Source organism: Actinomadura harenae (assembly GCF_003696215.1).
Taxonomy (GTDB): domain Bacteria; phylum Actinomycetota; class Actinomycetes; order Streptosporangiales; family Streptosporangiaceae; genus Spirillospora; species Spirillospora harenae.
Genome location: NZ_RFFG01000048.1, coordinates 18,093 through 32,832, shown reverse-complemented (window position 1 = coordinate 32,832; position 14,740 = coordinate 18,093). Strand labels below are relative to the sequence as shown.

The following is a 14,740-nucleotide window of genomic DNA, read 5'->3' as shown; positions in this document are numbered from 1 at the left end:
GGACCTCTTTCAGGAGCGGGTGATCAGGTCGTCCGGGCCGAAGGCGTCCGGGAGGATCGCCGACAGCGGCCGGATGCCGGAGACGGACTCCAGCAGGGTGTCGGGGGTGCCGTGCTCCCAGAGGAGCTGACGGCAGCGCCCGCAGGGCATGAGGGGCTCGCCGTGGCGGTCCACGACCGAGATCGCGATGAGGCGCGGACGGTCGCCGCTCAGGTCCGCGTCCGGGCCGTACAGGGCGCTGACCACGCTGCACTCCGCGCACAGGCCGAGCCCGTACGAGGCGTTCTCCACGTTGCAGCCGGTGACGACACGGCCGTCGGAGACCAGCGCGGCCGCTCCCACCGGGAACTTCGAATACGGAATGTAGGCCCGCTTCATCGCGTCCCGGGCCGCGCCACGAAGGACATCCCAGTCGATTTCACTCATCGCACAATGATCCCATTCGGTGGTCGTGGATCGGGCCCGGCATCGACGGTGCGATGCCGGGCCCGGGTTCGGAGGGTTACCTCGCCTCGCCGCGGCGATAGATCAGGCCGTCGGCGGCGGGCATTCTCAGCCGCTGGCTGGCCAGGGCCAGGACCAGCAGCGTCGTCACGTACGGGATGGTCGAGACCAGCTCGCCCGGGACGGTCTTGCTCAGCACGAACCAGACGGCCAGCGCCGCCGCGGCGACGATCGCGACCCCGGACGCCACGTAGGCGCCGCGCACCGTGCGCCGCTCCAGGTCGGTCGTGACCAGCGGACGCAGCCGGGAGCCGCGCACCATCTGCCAGCCCGCCACCGCGACGAAGATGACCGCCACGAACAGCAGCAGGGCGTGCGCCGAGTCGCCGCCGCCGCGGACGTTCATCGCGTCGGTGTAGCCGAACAGCAGCGAGCCGGACGCGAGCCCGACCGGACGCCAGTTACCGAAGATCATCGCTGCGAGGCCGATGTACCCGCGGCCGCCGGTCTGGCCGTCCTGGTAGAGGGACGACACGGTGACCATGAACGCGCCCGCCAGGCCCGCGCAGCCGCCCGAGATCAGCACGGCCGCGTACTTCATCCGGTACACGTTGACGCCCAGCGACTCGGCCGCGTACGGGTCCTCGCCGCAGGACCGCACGCGCAGCCCGAACGGCGTCCGCCACAGGACGAAGAACGTCGCCGGGACGAGCAGGACCGCGATCAGCGTCAGCACCGACATGCCCGAGGTGACGCCGCGCACCACGCCCGCGACGTCCGACAGCAGGAACCAGTGGTGCTTCTCCAGCGAGCCCAGCCAGTCCGGGGACTGCCAGGAGCCGATCTTCCCGCCGGACAGGAACGGGACGGTCAGCGTCGGCATCGCGTCCACCGGGGGCGACTGCCGCGGGCCGCCGCCCAGCGCCTTGGCGTGGCCGGTGTTGAACACCAGGCCGGCCAGGAACTGGGTGAGGCCGAGGCCGAGGATGTTGATCGCGACACCGGACACGATGTGGTCGACGCCGAAGGTGACGGTCGCGATCGCGTGCACCAGGCCGCCGAGCATGCCGCCGAGGATCCCGACGAGCGCGCACGCCCACGGACCCCACTGGTAGCCCGCCCAGGCGCCGGTCCAGGTGCCGAGGATCATCATGCCCTCGAGCCCGATGTTGACCACGCCGGACCGCTCGGCCCACAGCCCGCCGAGCCCGGCCAGGAAGATCGGGACGGCGAGCCGCAGCGCGGCCGAGACGGTGCCGGACGAGGTGACGTCGTTCGCGCCGTCCAGGACCCGGACGGCCGACAGGAGCACCAGCAGCGCTCCCGCGATCAGCAGGTAGTGCGGCCAGCGCAGGTTCAGCTTGGCGCGGGCGCCGGAGACCTTCTCCGCGACGGTGGCGGTACTCACTGGGCGGCCTCCCCCGCGACGGTGTGACCGGCGGCGAGCTCGCTGGCCACGCTCTTCTGCTGGAGTCTGATCTCCCAGCGGCGGACCAGTTCGTAGACGATGACGACGGTCAGGACGACCACGCCCTGCATCACGCCGACGATCTCCTTCGGCACGTCGACCTCCTGGAGGATGTCCGAGGACTGGTCGAGGAACGCGAACAGGATCGCCGCGAGCGCGATGCCGACCGGATGGTTGCGGCCGAGCAGCGCGACGGTGATGCCGGTGAAGCCGAGCCCGGCCGGGAAGTTCAGCGAGTAGTTGTAGGACGCGCCGAGCAGCTCGGGCATCCCGATCAGGCCCGCGACCACGCCGGACAGGACCATCGTGATGACGACCATCCGCTTGGCCGAGACGCCGCTGGCCTGCGCCGCCGTCGGGGACATCCCGGAGATCTTCAGGTCGAAGCCGAACCGGGTGCGGTTGATGACCACCCAGAACACGATGCCGATCACGACCGCGACCGGCAGCAGGCCGTACAGCCGGCCCGGCAGGTCGATGCCGATGCTCGACAGGAAGCCGTTCAGCGGGCCGACCCGGCCGGACGACGGGATGTCCGGGGTGGACACGTTGTTGCTGCCCGGGCGGTTCGCCGCGAGCCGGTCGGTGTTCAGCAGGTAGGCGATGATGCCGGTCGCGATCGCGTTCAGCATGATCGTCGAGATGACCTCGCTGACACCGCGGGTGACCTTGAGGATGCCCGCGATGGACGCCCACGCGCCGCCGATCACCATCGCCGCGACGATCACCAGCATCTGCCCGAACGGGGCGGGCAGGGCGATCGCGCCGCCGAGCGAGGCGGCCAGCAGCGCGGCGAGCCGGTACTGGCCGTCCACGCCGATGTTGAACAGCGCCATCCGGAACCCGATGGCGACCGCGATCGCCGACAGGTAGTACCGGGTCGCGCGGTTCAGGATGTCCACGATCGAGTTGGACGTGGTGCCGTAGTCGACCATCGACTGCATCGAGCTGACCGGGTCGGCCCCGGTCAGCCGCAGCACGCCCATGGTGATGAGCAGCGAGATCAGCAACGCCAGGACGGGCGCGCCGACCTTCAGGGCCAGCCCGCGCGGGCCGAGGCCCCGCAGGATCGCCTGCCAGCCGGGCACCTGGTCGGAGCCCTCGGGCTTCGCCACCGCGGGCGTGTCCGGAGCCCCTTCCGGCTTCGCCACCGCGGGCGCGTCCGAGGCCGCCGGGGACTCGGCCGGAACGTCCTCGGGGGACGGTTCGCGCTTGTCGTCGCTCATGACGCGTCCTCGACGGTGGCGCCGGTCATGGCGGAGCCCAGCTCCTCCGGGGTGACGTTCGCCGGATCCACCTCGGCGACCAGCCGCCCCCGCAGGATCACGTGCAGCGTGTCGGACATACCGATGAGTTCCTCAAGGTCGGCGCTGATGAGCAGGACGGCGAGGCCCGCCGCCCGCGCCTGGCGCAGGTGTTCCCAGATCGCGGCCTGCGCGCCGACGTCGATGCCGCGGGTCGGATGCGCCGCGATCAGCACCTTCGGCTCGCCGGACATCTCCCGGCCGACGATCAGCTTCTGCTGGTTGCCGCCGGACAGCGCCCCGATCGGCACCTCGATGCCGGGCGTGCGCACGTCGTACTCGCGGACGATCCGGGTGGTGTCCCGGCGCGCGCCGCGCCGGTCGATCCACGGACCCCGCGAGTTCGGCTTCTCGGTCTGGTGGCCGAGGATCCGGTTCTCCCAGAGCGACCCCTCGAGGACGAGCCCGTGCCGGTGCCGATCCTCGGGGATGTAGGCGATCCCCGCCTCACGGCGGCGGCGGGTCGTCCAGCCGGTGACGTCCTCGCCGGCGAAGCCGATCGTGCCGGAGTCCGCGGTGCGGATCCCCATGATCGTCTCGATCAGCTCGCCCTGGCCGTTGCCCTCGACCCCGGCGAGGCCGACGATCTCGCCGCGCCGGATGTCCAGGGTGACGCCGTCCACGACGGGACGGCCCTCGGGGGTGAGCACCACCAGGTCCTTCACCGAGAGCTCGACGTCCTCGGTGACCGTGGACTCGCGCAGCTCCGGCGTCGGCAGCTCGGACCCGACCATCAGCTCGGCCAGCCGCCGCGAGGTGACCTCGCGCGGGTTCAGCCGGGTCGCGACCGTGGTCCCGCGCCGGATCACCGAGATCGAGTCGGCGACCGACAGCACCTCGTCCAGCTTGTGCGAGATGAACAGCACGGTCAGGCCCTCGGCGCGCAGCTCGCGCAGGTTGCCGAACAGCTCGTCGACCTCCTGCGGGACGAGCACGGCGGTCGGCTCGTCCAGGATGAGCACCTTGGCGCCCCGGTACAGCACCTTGATGATCTCGACGCGCTGCCGGTCGCCGACGCCCAGGTCCTCGACCAGCGTGTCCGGGTCGAGACGCATCCCGTACTGCTCGGACATCGCGCGGATCCGCGTGCGGGCGGCGCCGAAGTCGATCCGGCCCGCCTTCCTCGGCTCCGCCCCGAGGATCACGTTCTCCAGGACGGTCAGGTTGTCGGCGAGCTTGAAGTGCTGGTGGACCATGCCGATGCCGCGCGCGATGGCGTCCGCGGGGGTGCGGAACGACACCTTCTCGCCGTCGATCTCGATGGTGCCCTCGTCGGGACGCTGCATCCCGTAGAGGATCTTCATCAGCGTGGACTTGCCCGCGCCGTTCTCGCCGCAGAGCGCGTGCACCTCGCCGCGCTGGATCTCGAGGTCGATGTCCCGGTTGGCCACCACGCCCGGGAACCGTTTGGTGATGGATGTCAGCCGGACGGCCGGCACCTGGTCAGGCACGAGTGCCCCCCTGTGAAGAAAAGCCAGTGGAAACACGGACCGGCGTCGCGCCGCGATCATGCGCGGGGCGACGCCGGAACCGGTGCGGCGTCAGGCTCCGGGCTTGGTCGGAACCTTGATCTTGCCGCTGACGATGTCGGCCTTGTACTGGTCGAGCTTCGCCTTGATGTCGTCCACGAAGCCGCCGGTGGTCGCGTAGGACACACCGTCGTTCGACAGGTCGTACTTCTTGATGCCGGCCTGGAAGGTGCCCTCGGAGACGCCCTTGACGAAGTCGAACACCGAGGTGTCGACGCGCTTCACCATGGAGGTGAGGATGTGGTCCTTGACCGAGCTGACGGCCGGCTGGTTGTACTGGTCGGAGTCGACGCCGATGGCCCACTTGCCCGCGGCGCCGACGGTCTTGATCACGCCGATGCCCGCGCCGCCCGCCGCGTGGTAGATCACGTCGGCGCCCGCGTCCAGCTGGCCCTTGGCGGCCTCGTTGCCGAGCGCCGGGTTCTTGAACCCGTCGAAGTTCGGCGGCTGGGTCAGGTACTTGGACGGCAGGACCTTGATGCCCGGCTTGGCGGCCTTGGCGCCCGCCACGTAGCCGGCCTCGAACTTCTGGATCAGCGGGGTGTTCACGCCGCCGATGAAGCCGATGGTGCCGGTCTTGGACTTCAGCGCGGCGGCCGCGCCGACCAGGTAGGAGCCCTGCTCCTCGGAGAAGCAGGCGCCCTCGACGTTGGCGCCGGTCACCTGGCACTGGTCGGCGTCGACGACCAGGAACTTGGTGTCCGGGAAGTCCTTGGCGACCTTGATGACCGCGTTGGTGTAGGCGAAGCCGACGCCGACGATGGCCTTGTAGCCCTTACCGGCCAGCAGGCGCAGGCGGGACTCCTTGTCGGCGTCCGGCTCGTCCGGCTTGGCGGAGATCTCCTCCGTGGTGACGTCCAGGTCCTTCTTGACCCGGTCGAGGCCGGCGGCGGCCGAGTCGTTGAACGACTGGTCACCGCGCCCGCCGATGTCGAAGGCCAGACCGACCTTGATGCTCTTCTTGCCGTCGCCACCGCTGCTGCCGGAGTCCGACTTCTTACCGCCACACGCGGCGGCGTTCAGCGCCAGCACGGCGCCCGTCACGGAGACGAGCGTGATCTTGAGTACACGGCGCATTGCCGCGCTCCTTCCGTTCCCCACCCAGAACAACGCGGCCGGACCCGCTCGTGAGCGTGCCCGGCCACACAAACCGATCGGACGCTACCCCGAGGTAGGTGGTGAAACATCCGGTGTGCACCGTTTCGCAACGCGTCCGTTACCAACGCGTAGGAATATCGGCGCAGGTCGGGGCGTGAAACCCGGGGCGGAATCCGGCCCGGGGCCCGCTTCTCGGGGGGAGGAACGGAAGCGACCCTACTCCGGAGACGATCATTTCGGTGACCGGGCGGGCGATCGGCCCGGCGATCAGATCGTGACCGCGGCGCCGACGGGTCCGGCGTCCGGAGCGGTGATCAGAACGCTGATCAGGACGCTGATCAGGACGGGGGTCGGGTCAGCTCAAGGCCGCCCCCTCGGCGGCGCCGCCGACCGGCGCGTCCGGGCCCGCGTCGAGCCGGCCGTCCCAGAGCGCGGTCAGCGCGGTCGCCGCCAGCACCCGGACGCCGACCGCCACGCACCGCTCGTCCACGTCGAAGTCGCCCCGGTGCAGGTCGTACTCGGCGGACGACCCGGGCGCGCGGACGCCGAGCCTGGCCAGCGCCCCCGGGATCGACTCCAGATACCAGCCGAAGTCCTCGCCGCCGAGGCTCTGCGGGGTGGGCACCACGCCCTCCTCACCGAGCACCTGCGTCGCCGCGTCCCGGAACAGGTCCACGCTGACGGCCTCGTTCACCGTCGGCGGGACCCCCCGGACGTACTCCAGCGACGCCTCCACGTCGTAGGCGGACGCGACCGACTGGAGCAGCGCCCTCATCATCTCCGGCGCCCGGCGCCACGCCTCGTCGTCCAGGCAGCGGATGGTGCCCTCGGCGACCCCGTCGTCCGGGATGGCGTTGGCGACCGACCCGGCCGCCACCCGGCCCCACACCAGCGACAGGCTGGACCGCGGGTCGACCCGCCGGGACAGCGCCGCCGGCAGCTCCGTGACGATCTTGGCCAGCGCGTAGACGAGGTCGGCGGTCAGGTGCGGCCGGGCGGTGTGCCCGCCGGGGCCGGTGACCTTCACGTACACCTTGTCGCAGGCCGCGGTGATCGCCCCGGTCCGCAGCCCCAGGCGCCCGACCTCGACGCGCGGGTCGCAGTGCAGCGCGAACGCCCGGTCCACGCCCGCGATGCCGCCCGCCGCGATCACGTCCAGCGCCCCGCCGGGCATCTCCTCGGCGGGCTGGAACAGCAGCCGGACCCGGCCCGGCAGCAGCCCGGCCTCCGCCTGCCGCGCCAGGAACAGGCCCGCGCCCAGCACCATCGCGGTGTGCACGTCGTGCCCGCAGGCGTGCGCGACGCCCGGCACGGTCGACCGGTACGGCGCGTGCGCCTTCTCGTCCTGGAGCGGGAGGGCGTCGATGTCGGCGCGGAGCGCGACCGTGTAGCCGTCCTCCGGGCCGATGTCGCAGTACAGGCCCGTGCCGCGGGGCAGGATCCGCGGTTCGAGCCCGGCCTCCTTCAGCCGCGACGCGATCCGCTCGGTGGTGCGGAACTCGTTGTTCGCGAGCTCCGGGTTCGCGTGCAGGTCGCGGCGGAACGCGATCAGTTCCGGCTCGGCGGCGTCCAGGAACCCGTCGAGCCGCACCCGCAGTGCCGCGTCTCCCACCTGCACGATCTCTCCCGTCCCTTCCGCCTCCCCGGGCGGCCGCGCGGGCATCCGCCTCGCGCTCCCGCCGGAGTGGCCGGCGGCCTTCGCCGCCCCCGGGGCGGTGGCCGGTCCAGGGCCGGGGATCACCCCGGGTCCCGTGTGTGTCATGTGCGCCCCCTGCGCGTGGGCGGGCCCGCCTCGCGGCCTCCCGCCTGTCTCGGTACGCGGAACGGTCGACCTGCCCGGATCCTCAGTTCCCGGCACGGCCGGCCTCCCCGCGGGTGACGAACCGGTCCTCCGCGAGCTCGAGGATCGCGGCGTCGACCACGTCCTCCAGGGTGCCGCCGCCCGCGCGGATGGCGCGCTGGCGCTCGTAGGGGGCCCCGTGCTCCAGGACCTCCCCGGCGACCTTGAGCTCGTCGGCGCAGCCGAGCCGGGCCGCGACCGGTTCCAGCTCCGCGACCAGCTCGTACACCTCGTCGCGGAGGGGTGCGGTGTGCCCGCTGTCATCGGTGATGACGATGGCGTCCAGGCCGTACCGGGTGGCCCGCCACTTGTTGTCGCGCACCACCCAGGCGGCCGGGCGCGGCAGCGTGTAGCCGCGGTCGAGCTGCTGCTCGAAGAGGGTGACCAGGCTCTGGCACAGCGCCGTCGCCATCCCCACCTCGCGGAGTGTGGGTATCCCGTCGAACATCCGGATCTCGACCGTGCCGAACTCCGGGTGCGGACGGACGTCCCACCACACCTCCTTGATGCTGCGGATCGTTCCCGCGCGCAGCAAGGTGTCCATATAGTCCTCGAACGCCGCCCAGTCGTCCAGCAGGTGGGGCGGGCCGGCGGTCGGGAGCTGGCCGAACACCACCGCGCGGGTGGACGCCAGCCCCGTGTCGTCCCCGCTCCAGAACGGGCTGGACGCGGTGAGCGCGAGGAAGTGCGGCAGGTAGCCGGCCAGCGCGTTGACGATCGGGATCGCCTTCGCCGGGTCGGTGACGCCGACGTGGACGTGCACGCCGAACGTCTGGATCCGGCGGGCGGGCCACCGCACCCGCTCGACCAGGTCGGAGTAGCGCTGGAGCGGCGAGAGCTCGGCGTCCCGCCAGTCGGAGATCGGGTGCGTGCCGGTGCAGGCGACCGCCATGCCGCGGGGCGCGGCGACGGCGCGCAGCGCGTCCACCGTGGCGGCGAGGTCGCGCTGGGCCTCGGCGACCGTCTCGCAGATGTCGGTGACGGCCTCGACCGTGGACTCCATGATCTCGTGGCGGAGCTTGGCGTCCTGCCCGGCCGCGCTGAGCGACGGCAGGGCGGCGAGCACCTCGCGCGCGTCCTGCCGCAGGTGCCGGGTCGCGACGTCGACGAGCTGGAGCTCCCACTCCACACCCAGCGTCGCGCCGCGCGACGGGTTGAAGACAATGGCCACGGCCAACCTCCGTCCACAATCCTTGCAGGTCGATGCGTGGCACGTGGGGCGATTCCGCCAGCGGGTCCCTAAGCCTGGACAAACGCCTGCCCAGGTAGGGCGTGTTCTGTACGCGTCCCCCGGCGACCCCCATCATGGCGCGCGGGGGCCCGGCGCCGCCGGGTTCCCCGTCCTTTGCGGAGCATTTGGCCCGGTTGGACGACCGCCCTTCACGCGGCGTCACCGGTTTCGGTCACGACGTACCGGGCGGACATGCCCCAATGTGACTAGTACTTGGCCAGACCGGGAAACCCATTCGTCCGCCACGGGTATCGGACTCCGCGACCGGTCGCCTAATCTTCCGGAAGACAAGAGGGACATGCGTCATCGGTTCGAGATGGCCGGAGCGAGGAACGGCAGGAGCTTGCGAGCACAGCGACCCGGTACGGCACTGCGTTGTCCAACCCGCCTGCTAGCCGCCGCCGCGGCGATCGCGTCCGGGACGGTCCTGGCCCTCCCCGGCGCGGCCTGCGCGGACGGCGGCCCGGTCGGCGGAGCCCAGCTCGCCGGCCGCGGCGTGATCGTGAACCCGGCGGCCGGGGTGCCCGCGCCACCGAACATCCACGCCGCGTCCTGGGTCATCGCCGACGCCGACACCGGCGAGATCCTCGCCGCCAGGGACCCGCACGGCCGGTACCTCCCCGCGAGCACACTGAAGACGCTGACCGCGCTCACCCTCGTCCCGAAGCTGGACGCGGCGCGCAAGGTCAAGCCGTCCCAGTCGGCGTGCGACGTCGAGGGCACCAAGGTCGGCATGACGCCGAAGATGTCCTACTCGGTCGACGAGCTCTTCCACGCGCTGATGATGATGTCGGCGAACGACGCGGCCGTCACGCTGTCGGAGGCCAACGGCGGCCTGAAGAAGACGGTCGCCGACATGAACGAGCAGGCCCGCACCCTGCACGCCGACGACACGCTCGCCGGGTCCCCGAACGGCCTGGACGTCGACCTCGGGCTGACCGTCAAGACGCAGCACACCTCGGCCTACGACCTGGCGCTGATCCTGCGCCAGGGCATGAAGGACCCGGCCTACCGCAAGTACGTGCAGGCCCTGAACTTCTGGTTCCCGGCCCCGCCGGACAAGCAGCAGAAGAAGAAGCACAAGCCGGGCGGCTACCCGATCTACACGCACAACCGGATGCTGCCGGGCCAGCCGTACGCCTACAACGGGATGCTCGGCGGCAAGAACGGCTACACGGTCACCGCCGAGCAGACCTTCGTGGCGGAGGCGAAGCGCGGCGGGCACACGATCCTGGTCTCGCTGATGAAGGCGGACATCCCGCCGTCCCCGTACGCGGCCAAGCTGCTCGACTGGGGGTTCGCGGCGCGCGGGAAGGTCAAGCCGGTCGGGACGCTCGTCTCGCCCGGCGCGGAGGGCCTGAAGGCCGACGCCACCGGCGGCAAGGACGGCGGGCAGTCGGCGATCGAGAAGGCCAGCTCGTCCCGCACCTGGATGGTCGTGGGCGGCGGCGCGGTCGGCGCGCTGATCGCGATCGGGGTGCTGTTCCTCGTGCTGCACCGCCGCCACCGGCGCGGTGACCTGCGGCTTCCGAAGCCGGACGCCCCGGTCGCCGGGGGGCCGGGCGCGCCGTCCGGGAACGTCCGCCTCGCGTCGCCGCCCCAGCGGCAGCCCGCGGACGCGCCCGACCTCCACGACGAGGACGGTCCGGCCGAGAGGGTGGCGCCGTTCGACCCGCGCCCCGTGGACGAGCACCCGCAGTAGGTCACGCCCTCACGCGGTGCGACGGGCCTCCGCCCGGTGCTCGCGCCTGGGGCGGTTCTCGACGGAGCGGTTCTCGACGGGACGGTGCTTGGCGGGACCGTGCTTGGCGGGGCGGGCCTCGTCGGCCGGGTCGTCGGGCTGGTCGTCCGCCTTGAGGACGACGCGGCGGGTCGCCGTCCACGCGGCCGCGAACAGGACGAACCGGGACACGATGTTGATCCACACCATCAGCCCGACGAGGACCGCGAACGAGGCGTAGACGGGGTTGCGCGTGGTGTGCGCGACCAGCAGCGTCCCGACCTGCTTGAGCGCCTCGAAGCCGATCGCGCCGAACAGGGCGCCGCGCAGGATCCGCAGCCACGGCGCGCGCGTCCCGGACAGGCGGCTGAACAGCACCAGGAAGATCAGGGTGTTGAAGGCGACCGCGACCAGCAGCGACAGCAGCCGCAGCATCGTCCGGGCGCCGGCGACGTCGGCGAGGCCGAACACGTCCAGCACGCTCTGCGTGGCCGCGGACGCCACCGACGACACCGCCACGCTCACCACCAGGGTCGTCCCGAGGAAGATCAGGACGGCGACGTCCCGCAGCTTGAGGACGAACCAGTTGCCCTCCGGGGCGGGTTCGTAGCCCCAGACACCGCGCAGCGACTCGCGCAGGACCCGGACCCAGCCGAGCCCCGTGAACACCAGAGCGACCAGGCCGAACACCCCGATGGTGGCGCGGGACTCGGCGATCCGCTGGACCTCCAGCGGGCCGGACAGGCCCGGCAGCAGCTCCTCGATCGCCTTGATCAGGTAGTCGCGGGCCTTCTCGCTGAGCCCGACCAGGTAGCCGAGCAGCGCGTAGGCGAGCGCGAGCAGCGGGAAGAACGACAGGAACCCGTAGCTGGTCATGGCGGCGGCGAGCCGGTCGCCGCCGCGGTCCTGGTACCGCTCGTAGGCGCGGCCGAGGTGGTCGAACCAGGCCCAGCGGGCGCGGAGCGCCGCGATCACGGCCTTCACGGCGTCCATCAGCGCGCCGGCCCCGCGCCGGAGCGATGCGATCACGGGCATGCACGCAACGTACCCGGCGGATCGGTGATCAGTCCGAATACGCCCGTCCGGAGACCGGCCCGCCGGGACGGCCGCTGACCTGGGGCTCCGGCAGGCGTCCGGCGGACGTCAGGGACGGCCGCGGAAGGCGAAGTGGCGGTGCGGGCGCCAGATGCCGTCCTCGCCGTGCACGTAGAGCGAGAACCCGGACGCCTCGAAGTCGGCCCGGTAGCCGGCGAGGTCCTTGAACGCCCGGTCGAGGACCTCCTCCGGCAGGTGGTGGGCGACGGTGACGTGCGGGTGGTACGGGAAGGACAGCTCCCGGGCGAGCGGCCCGGTGAGCACCCGGGACTGGACGGCCTCGCAGCCGCCGATGCCCTCGGCGAGGGCGACGAACACGACCGGCGACACCGGGCGGAACGTCCCGGTGCCGCGCAGCCTGATCCAGAACGGCGTGAACTCCCCCGCCACCGACGTCAGGTGGGTCTCGATCGCGGGCAGCGCCGCGACGTCCACCCTCGTCGGCGGGAGCAGGGTGATGTGCGTCGGGATCTTCCCGGCCAGCGGATCGCCGAACGACTCGCGCCTCCCCTGGAGGAACGCGCCGAACGGATCCGGGATCGGGACGGACACGCCGATGGTCCCGGCGTGGTCGGGATCGGTCGCGAGCGAGCGGTGCTCAGCGCCCACGCCCGACGAATCCCACCCGGTCGCGCACGACGTCCATGGTCCGCGCCGCGACCTCGCCCGCCCGTGTCGCGCCGTGCGCGAGGATCTTGTCCAGGGCGTCCTCGTCGTCCAGCAGCTTGTGGGTGCGCTCGCGGATCGGGGTGAAGGTCCCGGTGAGCAGCTCGGCGAGGTCCTTCTTGAACCGGCCGTAGCCCGAGCCCTCATAGCGGGCCTCCAGCTCGGCGATCGTCTCGCCGGACAGGGCGGCGTGGATGCGCAGCAGGTTGCTGACGCCCGCCTTCTCCGCCTCGTCGAACCGCACCTCCGAGCCGGTGTCGGTGACCGCGCGCATGATCTTCTTGCGCATCGGGCCGGGCTCCTCGAGAACGTCGACGATGCCCTGCGGGGAGGACGCCGACTTGCTCATCTTGCTCGTCGGGTCCTGAAGGTCGGTGATCTTGGCGGCGCCCTGGGGGATGTAGGCGTCCGGCTCGATGAACGTGGGGCCGAACCGGTGGTTGAACCGCCCGGCGAGGTCGCGGGTGAGCTCGACGTGCTGCCGCTGGTCCTCGCCGACCGGGACGCGGAACAGCCGCTCGCCGACGCCCGGCTCGGGCGTGTAGAGCAGGATGTCGGCGGCCTGGAGGATCGGGTAGGTGAACAGGCCCACGCTGGCGCCGGAGGTGCCCTGCTTGGCGGCCTTGTCCTTGAACTGGGTCATCCGGCTGGCCTCGCCGAACCCGGTCAGGCAGCTCAGGACCCAGGCCAGCTCGGCGTGCTCGGGGACCTGGCTCTGGACGAACAAGGTCGAGCGGTCCGGGTCCACGCCCATCGCGAGCAGCTGCGCGGCCGACACCCGGGTGCGGCGCCTCAGCGCGGCCGGGTCGTGCTCCACGGTGATCGCGTGCAGGTCCACCACGCAGTAGAACGCGTCGTGCGTCTCCTGGAGCGCGACCCACTGCCGGAGCGCGCCGAGGTAGTTGCCGAGGTGGAAGGAGTCGGCGGTCGGCTGGATCCCGGACAGGACGCGGGGCGCCGCGGCGGGGCCGGACCCCGGCGTGGCGGCGGAGTCCGCGGAGTCCGCGGGCTGCGTCGTGGATGCGGACGAGGGCCCGGACGTGGGCTCGGACATGGGCACGGACCGATTCTCTCAGGCCCCTTCCGGGGCGGCGGCTGCCGACCCGTCCGTCTCGGGGCGCGGCCGCCGGACGGCGCGGACGGCCGCCTCCCACGCCGCGACCCGGGAGTCGGGGTCGTCGGGCCGATCACCGCCGCGGGCCGCGGGGACCGGCGTCTCGAAGTGCGCCCGCGCTAATCGTCCACATCCTATGCGCGCCCGCCGCCCGGTCCGAGTCGCCGGGACGGGCCGGGAGCCCTGGCCCGGCCGATACCCTGGGCCCGACCGGGGGCGCACGCCTCCGCCACGCGTCGTCTACGAAAGGTCGGACCTTGAAGCTGCTCGTGACGGGAGGCGCCGGGTACATCGGCAGCGTCGTCTCCGCGCAGTTGGTGGAGGCGGGACACGAGGTGGTCGTCCTGGACGACCTGTCCACCGGGCACGACGACGCGGTCCCGGCGGGCGCGCGCTTCGTCCGGGGGACGCTGCGCAAGACCGCCTTCGAGGTGCTGGACGGCGCGGGCTTCGACGCGGTGCTGCACTTCGCGGCCAAGTCCCTGGTGGGCGAGTCGGTGGCGAACCCGGCCAAGTACTGGGACGGCAACGTCGGCGAGTCCCTGGCGCTGTTCGACGCGATGCGGCGGGCCGGGGTCGGCCGGATCGTGTTCTCGTCCACGGCCGCGACCTACGGCGAGCCGGAGTCGACGCCGATCCTGGAGACCGACCCGACGCGTCCGACCAACCCGTACGGGGCGTCGAAGCTGGCGATCGACACGATCCTGACCGAGTACGCGCGGCTGTACGGCTTCGGCGCGGTCTCCCTGCGCTACTTCAACGTGGCGGGCGCGCTCGGCGCCCAGGGCGAGCGGCACACGGTCGAGACGCACCTGATCCCGAACGTCCTGAAGGTCGCGCTCGGTGAGAAGGACGCGGTCAGCGTCTTCGGCACCGACTACCCGACGGCCGACGGCACCTGCGTCCGCGACTACGTCCACGTCGTCGACCTGGGCCGCGCGCACCTGCTCGCGCTGGAGGACACCGAGTCCGGCGCGCACAAGATCTACAACCTGGGCAGCGGCAGCGGCTACTCGGTCAGCGAGGTCGTCGAGGTCTGCCGCGCGGTCACCGGGCACCCGATCCCGGCCGAGTACGGGGAGCGCCGTCCGGGCGACCCGGCCGTGCTGGTCGCCTCGTCCGAGAGGATCAACGCGGCGCTCGGCTGGAAGCCCGAGCGGGACCTGAACCAGATGGTCGCCGACGCCTGGGCCTTCGCCCGCCGCTGAGCGGCGGGCGGCCGCCAGGCCTT

General features: G+C 72.0%; 12 protein-coding genes. 2 read left to right on the top strand and 10 right to left on the bottom strand.

Translation table 11 applies throughout. From position 1 onward, the window contains the following. Positions 1-9: 9 nt before the first annotated feature. The 7 genes from EBO15_RS24890 to EBO15_RS24860 form a co-directional block, all read right to left on the bottom strand. On the bottom strand, positions 10-426 hold the full coding sequence (locus EBO15_RS24890) for a cytidine deaminase (protein WP_122196863.1): 417 nt from the start codon (positions 424-426) through the stop codon (positions 10-12). 76 nt (positions 427-502) lie between these two features. Next, positions 503-1,852, bottom strand: coding sequence for an ABC transporter permease (locus EBO15_RS24885; protein ID WP_122196862.1), 1,350 nt, complete (start codon positions 1,850-1,852; stop codon positions 503-505). Next, positions 1,849-3,138: an ABC transporter permease gene (locus tag EBO15_RS24880; RefSeq protein WP_122196861.1), complete on the bottom strand. Its 1,290-nt coding sequence runs from the start codon at positions 3,136-3,138 to the stop codon at positions 1,849-1,851. The genes EBO15_RS24885 and EBO15_RS24880 overlap by 4 nt, the downstream gene beginning before the upstream one ends. After that, positions 3,135-4,727, bottom strand: coding sequence for an ABC transporter ATP-binding protein (locus EBO15_RS24875; RefSeq protein WP_122196860.1), 1,593 nt, complete (start codon positions 4,725-4,727; stop codon positions 3,135-3,137). Before EBO15_RS24875 ends, EBO15_RS24880 begins: the two co-directional genes overlap by 4 nt. Before the next feature lie 30 nt (positions 4,728-4,757). After that, the gene (locus tag EBO15_RS24870) at positions 4,758-5,822 is read right to left on the bottom strand and encodes a BMP family lipoprotein (protein ID WP_122196859.1); all 1,065 of its coding nucleotides are present in this window, start codon (positions 5,820-5,822) and stop codon (positions 4,758-4,760) included. A gap of 376 nt (positions 5,823-6,198) precedes the next feature. Further along, positions 6,199-7,455, bottom strand: coding sequence for an amidohydrolase (locus tag EBO15_RS24865; protein ID WP_233616414.1), 1,257 nt, complete (start codon positions 7,453-7,455; stop codon positions 6,199-6,201). A gap of 232 nt (positions 7,456-7,687) precedes the next feature. Further along, the gene (locus EBO15_RS24860; protein ID WP_122196857.1) at positions 7,688-8,854 is read right to left on the bottom strand and encodes a glutamate--cysteine ligase; all 1,167 of its coding nucleotides are present in this window, start codon (positions 8,852-8,854) and stop codon (positions 7,688-7,690) included. 403 nt (positions 8,855-9,257) lie between these two features. Between EBO15_RS24860 and EBO15_RS24855 the strand changes: the two genes are divergently transcribed. Beyond that, positions 9,258-10,616: a D-alanyl-D-alanine carboxypeptidase family protein gene (locus EBO15_RS24855; RefSeq protein ID WP_233616412.1), complete on the top strand. Its 1,359-nt coding sequence runs from the start codon at positions 9,258-9,260 to the stop codon at positions 10,614-10,616. Positions 10,617-10,625: 9 nt separating this feature from the next. Here EBO15_RS24855 and EBO15_RS24850 read toward each other — a convergent pair whose 3' ends face one another. The 3 genes from EBO15_RS24850 to trpS form a co-directional block, all read right to left on the bottom strand. Next, on the bottom strand, positions 10,626-11,669 hold the full coding sequence (locus tag EBO15_RS24850; protein WP_122196856.1) for a YihY/virulence factor BrkB family protein: 1,044 nt from the start codon (positions 11,667-11,669) through the stop codon (positions 10,626-10,628). A 108-nt stretch (positions 11,670-11,777) separates the two neighbouring features. Then, positions 11,778-12,338 (bottom strand): 2'-5' RNA ligase family protein, encoded by a 561-nt coding sequence (locus EBO15_RS24845; protein ID WP_233616411.1) that lies wholly within the window; start codon positions 12,336-12,338, stop codon positions 11,778-11,780. After that, positions 12,328-13,455, bottom strand: coding sequence for a tryptophan--tRNA ligase (gene trpS, locus EBO15_RS24840; protein ID WP_233616410.1), 1,128 nt, complete (start codon positions 13,453-13,455; stop codon positions 12,328-12,330). The genes EBO15_RS24845 and trpS overlap by 11 nt, the downstream gene beginning before the upstream one ends. A gap of 311 nt (positions 13,456-13,766) precedes the next feature. Between trpS and galE the strand changes: the two genes are divergently transcribed. Then, positions 13,767-14,717 (top strand): UDP-glucose 4-epimerase GalE, encoded by a 951-nt coding sequence (gene galE / locus EBO15_RS24835; protein ID WP_122196854.1) that lies wholly within the window; start codon positions 13,767-13,769, stop codon positions 14,715-14,717. Positions 14,718-14,740: the final 23 nt, after the last annotated feature.